Here is a 5,289-nt window from a genome sequence, read left to right as displayed (position 1 = left end):
GTTAAATGTCAACCATCAACTATCAACTATCAACTAACTCCTCACTCCTAACTCCTCACTCCTAACTCCTCACTCCTAACTCCTAACTCCTAACTCCTAACTCCTCACTCCTAACTCCTAACTCCTCACTCCTAACTTATTTTACGCGACTGCGATAAATAACTCTTCAAAGCTTTTAGCAGCGGCATCTTCTTTAGAAACAATTTCTACGATTTTATTGCGGGAAGCCGGTTCAAATAGTGATTCTACACAAACTTGGGCTACCTTTTGACGAGGAATACTACCATCAAACATTGTATCTGCACCTTGCATGACGATGGGATTGCTGTTATCCTCGTTTTTCAATCCACCCGGACGCACTATAGTATAAGTTAAACCGCTTTTCTGGAGGTATTCCTCTGCTTGTTTCTTCCAAACCAAAATCAACCAAAATAAATTTAGCGGATGAAATAGCTTGGAAGTACATAAAGAAGAAACAAACACAAAATGTTCTATTCCTTTTAATTTGGCAGCATCCACTAAGTTTTTTGTACCTTCATAATCTACTTTATAAGGTCCGGTGGGGTCAAAACTTGGTGTCGCACCAGTCGCACATAACAATACTGTGCTATCTTCTAAAGCAGTGGAAAAAGTTTCGGGTTTTAACACATCACCTTCTACTAAATCCACATCAGCAGGCAAAATACTTCTAGCTTTTTCTATATCTCTGACTAATGCACGAACCGGAATATTACGCGCTATCAACTCCTGGACAATGCGTCTTCCCGTCTCACCTGTTGCCCCTGCTACAAAAGCTTTCATTATAAACCCCCGATTGGGAAACATATATCATTATTCTTCGTTCTCTATTGTAGAGATTAGGTGAACTTTATGTCAGATTGTTAATGTTTCGATGAATTTGTATTGGTAGTGCGAAACATCTCATCTAGGATGGGAAATATTATTTTAAATAAACTTAAAAGTATACAGGAATGCACTTATGGTCTCAACTAATCGAGAGTGTAAATCTTATGAAACAAGGGACACAATTATATCTGTGACATCAAGTCTATCAGATACTCAAGAATTTCCTTTAGAGTTAGATTTAGACCAACAAACTAAATTTTACGGTACTTTCAGCGACTGTATGGAATTATCCGCACCAGCCCCAATCGTTGCTGAATATTTAAACAATCACAATCAATGGTTTTCAAGTTGCGCTCAACCGATGAAAGTGCAGCCTTTGGGAGAAAATGGTTATGAATTAACAATCGGTCGTTTTGGGGCTTTAGGTTATGAAGTAGAGCCAAAAATTGGTTTAGAACTTTTACCCCCCCAACAAGGTGTTTATCGTATTCGCACCATTCCCATTCCCGACTATCAACCTCCTGGTTACGATGTCGATTATCGCGCATCCCTACAGCTAGTCGAAAGCGAAAACCAAGATACTCTCCCACAATCCAATCCAATCACCAAAGTTGAATGGGAACTGTATTTAACCGTTTACGTCCAATTTCCCAAATTTATCAACCGCTTACCCAAATCCTTAATTCAAACTACTGGCGATCGCCTACTCAATCAAATCGTTCGTCAGGTATCTCGTCGTTTAACACGCAAAGTTCAGGATAATTTTCATCAATCTTTAGGTAGGTAATAAATAATAGGTAATAGGGAATAGGGAATAATAACTAATCTCCGGACTTGAGATAAAATTCCTTTATCGCTTTACCCGCTTGTATACCTTTTTCAGATAAGTCAAAAAAAGCATAAGAAACAAAAGATAAAGATAAAGTTTGACACTCCCCTCGGCTTTAGCCGAGGGGATTCTAAGAAGTTGTTCCGAGCGAGGCTAAAGCCGTCGCTCTCCACTTCTCCAATTTAAGAAGATTAATCCTTCTAGGCTGGGTCAATGCAGCCCTAGACACTCCGGCAAAACCATCGTGCTTACTTTTTCTACCGATATTGAGTGAACCATTCAAATCACTATTAACCAAATGTCCTTCCTTTGTTCTATACAATCCACGTTTAATTCGTAACCCTGAAAAGTGATATTTTTTGGGATTGTCGGCATTATAAATAGGTATCTTATCACCATCAATTGCACTTGCCCTACTGGTGTAAGATTCTTCCTGTTCAATGTAATTCAACCCGTATCTTTCACACATCGCTTTCAATTTAGAACGCAAGCTGTGAAAAGGTATTTGGACAAAGTTTTGGTTATTGCTTCGGCCAATATTGATTTCTTGTTTGATGCCGGGATTATACCCAACAATCAAGTTAGCAATACTGTTGGTGATGCAGTGGTTCACGATAAATCGTGCTGTTTTGTTCAGGTAATCTCTGACTTGATTATTGCGTTTTGCCGTCAGCTTCACTTGTTGATTAGTGATGCCTTTAATATTCTGCTTATCTTTAATAGATTGCAGTTTGGCGTTACGCTTGTTGAACCATTGGTTAACAGATTTAATTGGTTTACCATCCACAAGAAAGGATGCCCCGTTAGTGTCAACACAAGCAGCGAGATTATCTACTCCCAAATCAATACTAATAGCACTATCGGTCTTAACTTCTATGGGTTCTGGCTCTACTTCACTGATAAATTCAACCTCAAAATACCTAGCGTTATATTTTGGGTGAATCCTAACCTCCTTGATTTGATTGATGTTAAGTCTTTTTGGAAATGGAATCCAAACTTCTCCAAATTGCTTTCTAAAAGCATTGGACATTGGAACCCTAAATTTTCCATCCTTAACAACGATTCTAGGAATTATCAGCAAAAAATATCCGTTGATAGGCAGGTAATTAGGAAGCTTCACTTTCTGTTGATAACTTCCATTCTTTACTGCGCTAATCAATCCGTAGAAGCTTTTAAATGTTCTGTCTACTACTTTCAATGTTTGCTGTGCAATATCTGTATTGAGAAATTTATAGTTCTCCGACGTTTTGCACAGATGATAGGCAGACTCGTAACGTAAGTGTTTGCGTTCCTGAAAAAAGTATTGCCGCACTGTATACAAACCTACGTTGTAGAGGTTTTTACTCAATCGGCACAACTCGCGCAGAGCAACAAACTCAGATTTATTCAGTTCTCTGATTTGGTTCTTTTGCGTCAGGTACATAAAACAACTCTCGCTATAGACTCTAGTTTACAGCGAAATTATCATCTAGTCAACAAAGAGATACGGTGGGATTAATCCCACCGTGTCGTTTTTCCTCCCCTGGTTTCAAACCAGGGGTTTCCAAACTCCCGTGAGGTTTTTGATGAAGTATGAAGGATGAAATTAATAACCTTCATACTTCACAGATGATCTATGCTTTGCTAAGAATCTTCTGGACAATTTGTACGCCGGTAATAGCTTGCCAGGTAAAAAGTCCTAAGATTGTGAAATTCAACATAATATGGCTTATGCGCGCCCAATTTGCTCCTTTTTGCATAAAGGGAGATAAAGAAGCGGAAAAACCAATCAAAGCTGTCATTCCCAACCCAGCTAAGAGATGAGGACCGACAAATAATTTACCATTATTAATATAGGTAACAGCCATCCCACCAATACAACCCGATACCATCAGCGCTAACAATACAGAGCCAATTTGAAAGTGCTTGATGTTGTATTTGCCTTTAATTAGCTCTTTTTTCTCTTCACCTTGAGCATTTCTGGTACGCTGTACCTGTAAACCTAAATAAGCTGCATAAAGACTACATAATAACAGCGCCCACATTAAAACCGGATGGAAAAATTGCATCCAATATTTAACTTCTGGCGAAAGTTCCAAATTCATTGTGTTCTCCCCAATACTGAAATCTTCATAAAAATTAGCATAGCGCGTCGAGGGAATGGGGAGTAGGAAATGAGAAAATAAGAATTAATGCTATATGAGAAATGGGGAATCGAGCATTGGTTAATAAATAACTACCGTTGTCCTAACCCCTAACTCGTAATTCTTAACCCCTAATGCCTAACAACTAACAATCAACAACTAACAACTAACCCCTAACAATTAACAATGAGCAAAAACAATGCTTCGCTACTAGAAGCAGCTAGAAGCGGGGATATTAAAAGGGTGCAAAATTTTTTAAGTGCGGGTGCTTCACCTAATTTCAGCGATAAAGATGGCACTACAGCGTTGATGTTTGCAGCAAATTCTGGCTATACGGAAATCGTCAGAATACTTATAGATTCGGGTGCAAATATTAATTATCAACGAAAAAGTTATGGTTTAACGGCTTTAATGTTGGCTTGCGCTACAAATAAACTCGACATTGTACGTCTATTAATATCAAAAAGTGCTGATATAAATGCCGTGAATGAAGACGGTAGTACTGCTTTGATGATAGCTGCTCTCAGAGGTTATAGCTCTATAGTCCAAGCTTTAGTAGATGCTGGTGCTAATATCAATCTTAAAGATAAAGACAATGATACAGCTTTAAAATTAGCTGTCAAACAAGGACATTCTGCTGTAGTAGAAAGTCTAATTAAAGCACAAGCTGATGTAAATATCCGGGATAAAGACGGCGAAACTTTATTAATGTTAGCTGCTGAAAAAGGATATTTAGGAGTAATTGAAGCGCTATTAACTGCGAATATTGATGTTAATGCACAAAATAACTATGGAGAAACTGCATTATCCATTGCTGTAGCAGCAGGATATACTTCCATAGTCACGACTTTAGTAAATCACAATGCTGATGTCAACATCCAAGATCAAGATGCAGAAACACCTTTACATATTGCTGTTGTTGAAGGCTTCACCGAAATTGTAGAAGTGCTTCTCAAGGGTGGTGCGGATGTGAATAAAAGAAATAAATTAGGCGATACACCTTTACTTGTCGCAGCTTTGCAGGGATATAGTTCTATTGTCAAAGCATTGATCAAGCAAGGAGCCGACGTAGAAGCGACAAACTTGGAGGAAACACCGTTAACTCTGGCAACATTACAAGGAAATGCCGAAACGGTAAAAATATTGTTAAAGAATGGTGCGAATCCTAACATTCAATTACAAGATAAAAAAACCCTATTAATCGAAGCTACAAAACGCAATTTTAAAACCATAACTCAAGAATTAATAGCCTATGGTGCCGATATGAATATTCAAGATGGAAACAGCGCTACAGCATTAATGTGGGCTACATCCTTGGGTTATCTAAAAATAGTGGAAGTGTTATTAGAAGCTGGTGCGGATATCAATTTGAAAAATCGAGGTGGTTACACTGCATTGATGCTCGCAGAGTTTAATGGTTATCCAAGTATTGTCAAAATTTTGCACGCTGCTGGAGCGGAGTGAGGGTGATGGGGTGATGGGGGGATGGGG

5 protein-coding genes are annotated in these 5,289 nt (G+C 38.5%); 2 read left to right on the top strand and 3 right to left on the bottom strand.

Translation table 11 applies throughout. The features are described from left to right. Positions 1-141 precede the first annotated feature (141 nt). Complete coding sequence (locus tag IQ247_RS31270; RefSeq protein ID WP_193926022.1) at positions 142-801, bottom strand: SDR family oxidoreductase; 660 nt, start codon at positions 799-801, stop codon at positions 142-144. A 178-nt stretch (positions 802-979) separates the two neighbouring features. On the opposite strand from IQ247_RS31270, the gene IQ247_RS31265 reads away from it, so the two are divergent. Then, entirely contained in the window at positions 980-1,633 is a 654-nt protein-coding gene (locus tag IQ247_RS31265) for a DUF1997 domain-containing protein (RefSeq protein WP_193926021.1), read from the top strand. 172 nt (positions 1,634-1,805) lie between these two features. Here the strand turns inward: IQ247_RS31265 and IQ247_RS31260 are convergent, their stop codons facing one another. After that, positions 1,806-3,098 (bottom strand): RNA-guided endonuclease InsQ/TnpB family protein, encoded by a 1,293-nt coding sequence (locus IQ247_RS31260; RefSeq protein ID WP_193926019.1) that lies wholly within the window; start codon positions 3,096-3,098, stop codon positions 1,806-1,808. A 190-nt stretch (positions 3,099-3,288) separates the two neighbouring features. Continuing rightward, the gene (locus IQ247_RS31255) at positions 3,289-3,759 is read right to left on the bottom strand and encodes a DUF4079 domain-containing protein (RefSeq protein ID WP_193926017.1); all 471 of its coding nucleotides are present in this window, start codon (positions 3,757-3,759) and stop codon (positions 3,289-3,291) included. Between the two features lie 225 nt (positions 3,760-3,984). On the opposite strand from IQ247_RS31255, the gene IQ247_RS31250 reads away from it, so the two are divergent. Then, on the top strand, positions 3,985-5,262 hold the full coding sequence (locus IQ247_RS31250) for an ankyrin repeat domain-containing protein (protein WP_193926015.1): 1,278 nt from the start codon (positions 3,985-3,987) through the stop codon (positions 5,260-5,262). Positions 5,263-5,289 lie beyond the last annotated feature (27 nt).

Source organism: Plectonema cf. radiosum LEGE 06105, from assembly GCF_015207665.1.
GTDB classification, from domain to species: domain Bacteria; phylum Cyanobacteriota; class Cyanobacteriia; order Cyanobacteriales; family Nostocaceae; genus Rivularia; species Rivularia radiosa_A.
Note: the sequence above shows the minus strand (reverse complement) of the source record. Positions and strands in the feature narration are given on the sequence as shown.